The 4284-nt window shown below is 61.5% G+C and carries 9 protein-coding genes; 4 read left to right on the top strand and 5 right to left on the bottom strand.

The window, feature by feature from the left end; genetic code table 11:
- Positions 1-390, top strand: a 390-nt coding sequence (locus ASE66_RS08820; RefSeq protein ID WP_162262465.1) for a hypothetical protein, incomplete at its 5' end; no start/stop codon positions are given.
- Between the two features lie 675 nt (positions 391-1065).
- Here ASE66_RS08820 and ASE66_RS32010 read toward each other — a convergent pair.
- Entirely contained in the window at positions 1066-1230 is a 165-nt protein-coding gene (locus ASE66_RS32010; protein ID WP_156412077.1) for a hypothetical protein, read from the bottom strand.
- On the bottom strand, positions 1227-1613 hold the full coding sequence (locus ASE66_RS08815; RefSeq protein WP_057189262.1) for a hypothetical protein: 387 nt from the start codon (positions 1611-1613) through the stop codon (positions 1227-1229). Before ASE66_RS08815 ends, ASE66_RS32010 begins: the two co-directional genes overlap by 4 nt.
- On the opposite strand from ASE66_RS08815, the gene ASE66_RS08810 reads away from it, so the two are divergent.
- Positions 1612-1863 carry a DUF982 domain-containing protein gene (locus tag ASE66_RS08810; protein WP_057189261.1) on the top strand — a complete coding sequence of 84 codons (252 nt, stop codon included), beginning with the start codon at positions 1612-1614 and terminating at the stop codon, positions 1861-1863. The genes ASE66_RS08815 and ASE66_RS08810 overlap by 2 nt on opposite strands.
- Before the next feature lie 343 nt (positions 1864-2206).
- Here the strand turns inward: ASE66_RS08810 and ASE66_RS32900 are convergent, their stop codons facing one another.
- Both ASE66_RS32900 and ASE66_RS08800 read right to left on the bottom strand, forming a co-directional pair.
- A complete protein-coding gene (locus ASE66_RS32900; protein WP_156412076.1) occupies positions 2207-2575 on the bottom strand; it encodes a hypothetical protein in 369 nt (122 codons plus the stop codon).
- The gene (locus ASE66_RS08800) at positions 2568-2879 is read right to left on the bottom strand and encodes a DUF1236 domain-containing protein (RefSeq protein ID WP_057189259.1); all 312 of its coding nucleotides are present in this window, start codon (positions 2877-2879) and stop codon (positions 2568-2570) included. Before ASE66_RS08800 ends, ASE66_RS32900 begins: the two co-directional genes overlap by 8 nt.
- A gap of 327 nt (positions 2880-3206) precedes the next feature.
- Between ASE66_RS08800 and ASE66_RS32000 the strand changes: the two genes are divergently transcribed.
- Positions 3207-3428, top strand: a complete 222-nt coding sequence (locus tag ASE66_RS32000; protein ID WP_156412075.1) for a hypothetical protein — start codon at positions 3207-3209, stop codon at positions 3426-3428.
- 351 nt (positions 3429-3779) lie between these two features.
- Entirely contained in the window at positions 3780-3989 is a 210-nt protein-coding gene (locus ASE66_RS08790) for a hypothetical protein (protein WP_057189257.1), read from the top strand.
- A gap of 72 nt (positions 3990-4061) precedes the next feature.
- On the opposite strand, the gene ASE66_RS32465 is transcribed toward ASE66_RS08790, so the two are convergent.
- The coding region (locus tag ASE66_RS32465) for a hypothetical protein (RefSeq protein ID WP_162262464.1) at positions 4062-4284 on the bottom strand (223 nt) is incomplete at its 5' end.

The following is a 4284-nucleotide window of genomic DNA, read 5'->3' as shown; positions in this document are numbered from 1 at the left end:
GCTGAAGCGCCCGACATTGCCGACCCGCGACCGTTCGAGCGGAGCGTCACAATTGCTGACATGCAGCCCCTCCGCGATCTCGCCGCCGAACAGGCGCGGACGACGGCCGCCAATGGGAGTATCGCAAGCGCGGCTGAGGACCTGCTGAAATTGCTGCGTGATCAGGCACAGGATGACGCGATCGAGGAGAGGTCGAGCGCCGCCTTCGACAGCGTGAGCGTGACGTCGACCGTCGCTGGCGCACCACGAGATGAATTGCCGGGTGACCGGCGATCGCCTGGCTGGTGGAACCTGCAGCCCTACAGCGCGTTCCGAATCCACGGAGCAAGCCAACTCGCCCCGCTGGCACCGCCGCGGGGCTTTTTCTTTTCACCCGGCCTGTTAGCTTGATCGCGGCGCTTCAACAAGCGCCATGCCTCTCGCCGAGCCAGTCGCTCCCCCAGCAAGCGCCGGCGAGAGGCGTCCAACTCATCCCCGCTGGTTCACGCCGGCGGGGATTCTTCTTTCATGGCGCACAGAGGCGGGGTTGCAGGCGCTGCATAGCGACTACCCGATCGGATTAGGCCTTTCGAACTATCCATGCCTCCCTAAACGACCTAGCTTTATCGTTCGCGCGGCGGCGTCTGGCCGAGCCAAGATCATGGAATGCTGACACCTCAGCGTCTGCTTGCAAGCCGGGTATTGCGCCCCGGCCCGCGTATATATTCACTCCCCGCTGGCACCAGCCGGCGGGGTTTTTGTTAGGGCATTGGATTTGAACCTCCGAAGTGTACGGTATCGCACGATGGTCGCTTGCCTCAGGCCCCCCGGATCAAAGGACGCCGTGACGAGTTAAAGTTGCGGCGCCCGGCTGGTCCCTAGCGCCAGGCCCCTCGTCGACATGGCACGCTGCCCAGCCCCATCGTCGCCGAGGGGCGCTTTTTGCTACCCCGGTTTTCGTTTTCGGACGGCATTCTAGCTTGAGCTCGGCGCTCCGCAGCCAGCGCCAAGTCTTTCGCCCGTGCAGTGCGCACACCGGCGAGAAGGGTCTACGCGTCCTATGCTCGTATTTGCTCCGGCGATGTTTCAGGACACCTTGCGTCCCGAGGAATACTTGTCTGAATAATCGCCTTGTTTTACGCGCTGATCGTCTGCGTCTTTGACCGGCGAATCCTTGGGCCCCTTCTTAGGCGGCGTGTTTTTGGACCCAGCTTTCTGCGTTTTCGGGCTGCGGCTCTTCTCCTTACTCATGTTGACCTCCGTTGGTCTGACGGATTGAGGCTCAACTGCCGGGCGGCAGAAGCGTTCCGCGTGCGCACGTCTATATCGCTCGATCCACTGACGAGCTGCGCCACCGCCGCATCGCCGCGATGTGCCTTGATGCCCCTGACGTTCTCGCCTTCGCCGCCCTGCACGCCGTAGAGCATCGCGCGCAACTTCTCCGGCGTGAGCCTGGCGAGATAAGCGATCCCGCATTCGTGCTTCCATTCCTCCGACCAGGTCGAGACCTCGCGGCCGGCGAGGCGGAATAGGCTTTTGGCGGGTCGGCGGGCGGATACTGCATCGCGGCTCTCCTTAGCCGAACGTCTATCGGCAGTCGGCGTTGAGTCGCCAGTATGGGAGGTGCCTGTCATGCCTCGTCACTGGTTTAGCCGGCCGGTCAGCATTGAAGCCACCAAGTCCGGTCAGTACCTCGCTGTCACATCCGTCGAGCAGGCCGCCGAACTGCTTATTGAATGGCCGGAACGCAGCAACGAATGGGAGGAGGCCTTCCGATCATGTGCCGCCGCTATCCATGGCAAGGGGACGGTGATCGAGGCCCGCAGCGCGTTCGAGAAAGAAGCGGCGGCGGCCAATCGGCTGATCTTGGCTAGCGTCGGTTAGCGGGCCAGTTCGCTCGATTGTACTCTGGAACCGGTGAGCACTGGCAGCGATCAGTCCCTATGCAATATGTGTCCAATATGGCCCGTCAGCTCCTGGTCCGGCTGGCGGGCCGTTGCTGTTTGGGGTCGGTTCCTGCGCGACAAAACTAAAGAGGCGAACGTCTACCAGCTGCGTTGGCGCAGTGCCTGGGAGCGCCACCCCGCTGGATGCCTGAAGTTATCCCACTCAGATTTGCGAAGTTGCAACACATCGAGCAAAAGCGTCACCAATCCCGCAGCTTTACTAGCGGGCGAGAACGGTTCGTGTTCATATTTCCAAACAGTGGCCTTTGGTAGCGAATCGATCAGCAGCGGCTTGTGCGCAAGCCGCCGGGGGCAGCTCTTCCATGGATGTATTCACGATGGTGATTGTCGCCTGCATAGCCGGCGAGTCTACCTGTTTGTCGACCCACATCAGCGAGATGAGCTTCGGCAGCAACGAAGCTTGTGAGGCACGTATCGATCATGTTGTCGGAGCGATGACGAAGGACTTTGCGAGGCGCCCGGAGTTGAAGGGGCGGCAGGTTAGCTACGACGTTTCGTGCATGAATCGGGTTCAACTCGCCCAGAAGTTCGGTATCACGCAGTCCGACACTTAGACTGCCCGCAACAAAGAGGTCGAGCCCGAGCCCGACCTCTTTGCCGTGAAATTCGCTTGCAGCGAAATCACTCAATGATCTGAACGATCTTGCGCGAGCTAGGCTCGACCAGCACGGTCTTGTCGTTGACGACTGCGTAGCGGTACTGCGTGACGCCGACATCTGCCGGCAAGGTCTGCAGTGTCACCGAGGACGGCAGGGCCGTTCCAACGGCGACCGACTCGGTCACTTTCGCCGAGGCGGACTTCTCCTTGATCACATAGGCCCGGACCTTGCTCTGCTGCTCGGTCGTCACCGTAGTGGTGGTGGTGGTGGACGTCTGGGCGAACGCCACCATCGGAGCAATCGCGAGGGTGGCTGCAAGAATGATCTTTTTCATGAGGCGACCTCGGGGTTATCCCCCAGATGGGGGCCGCAACTTAGAGGCATTAAAAAAGCTCCTCCGAGCCCGCATTTTTCAAACCCGTCGGGTCGCTCCCACATTGCCGCGCGTCATGGCACGCGCGGCTGAGAGTGCCCTGCCTATGCATAGCAGACCGGCCGGGCCAACGCCGCGGAGCGCGCGAGGCGAGAGCAATGGCCGCGCTGGCACTTCAGAATGGTTCGCCCGTTCTCGCTTCGGCGGGCCGGGCCTTTTAACTTTTGATATGGCAGGCGGGGCGCAGGCGCCATAAATCCTGTTGGTCAATGTTCAGGGGGAGAGGACATGCCATTCTCATCACTGAACGACCCGGTTGAGGTTGCCCGGGCACGCGCAGCGCTCGACTCAGCGTGGAATGAAATCCGGTTGAGTCTGTCGGATCCCTCCGACGAGCGAGAACGAGTGCGCCTCGCTTACATCGTCGCTCATCTGGTGTTGATTGCCGAGGATGATGACGATCTGACGCGACGCGCCATCGAGCGGTTCCGACGAGCAAAAGCATCTTGAGAATTGCGCCGTCGGACATCCGGCGGGGCTTTCTTCGTAGCAGTGGCTTGCTAGCTTCGCGGTGACGCATCCCAGTGGCGCCATGCCTCCTGCCGACATGGCACGCTGACCAGCTTCCTCGTCGGAGAGAGGCCTTTGCCGCCACGGAGCCTTTTCCATCCCAAACGGCCCGTTAGCCTGAGCCTGGCGCTCCCGACCCTCGGCGCCATGCCTCTCGCTGATCCAGTCGCTCTCCAGCAAGCGCCGGCGAAAGGCATCCAACTAAGTCCCGTCGGTTCGCGCCGGCAGGGTTTCCTTTTATGCGCAGCGACGAACGTCCGATACCGGGTACGCTGCTGTGATGAGAGGCATATGACCGATCGTATCCAAACACGCCCGGCCGAGATCGACTGGAAACCAATCAAGACCGCCCCGAAGGACCGTAAGCGCGTCGTTTGCTGGGTGCCTCTTACAGAGCGCCTTGAGCTACTGGAATGGTTCGCCGATCGAGAGCAATGGAAAGACGATAACGGAAACGTCCACGAACCCTCTCACTGGGTGGATGTGGATAGGCCGCGCTGAGAGGTTGCAGAGCGAAATCCTCTCGCCGGTGCAGTCGCCCGAGCGCACATCAGCGGGAGGCGTTGCGCTAATTCAGAAGCTCACTTTGAGGGTAGCGGCTCCAGCGTAGGATTGGGCATTTGTGGAGAGCTCGCTATCGAAGCGGGCGCCGAGGCTGACAGCTGGCGAGAAGCGAATGTCGAGGCCGGCCGAGACCAGGGCGGCGTTACGGTCGGGCCTGGTGCCGTCGAAGCTGAAGCCCGAGCCCGGCAGGCCGATGAGCTCGGCGTTGAAGCGGGCATCGCGCTGCGCATAA

Source organism: Allobosea sp. Root483D1 (genome assembly GCF_001429505.1).
Taxonomy (GTDB): Bacteria; Pseudomonadota; Alphaproteobacteria; order Rhizobiales; family Beijerinckiaceae; genus Allobosea.
This window is presented reverse-complemented; position numbering and strand designations above follow the sequence as displayed.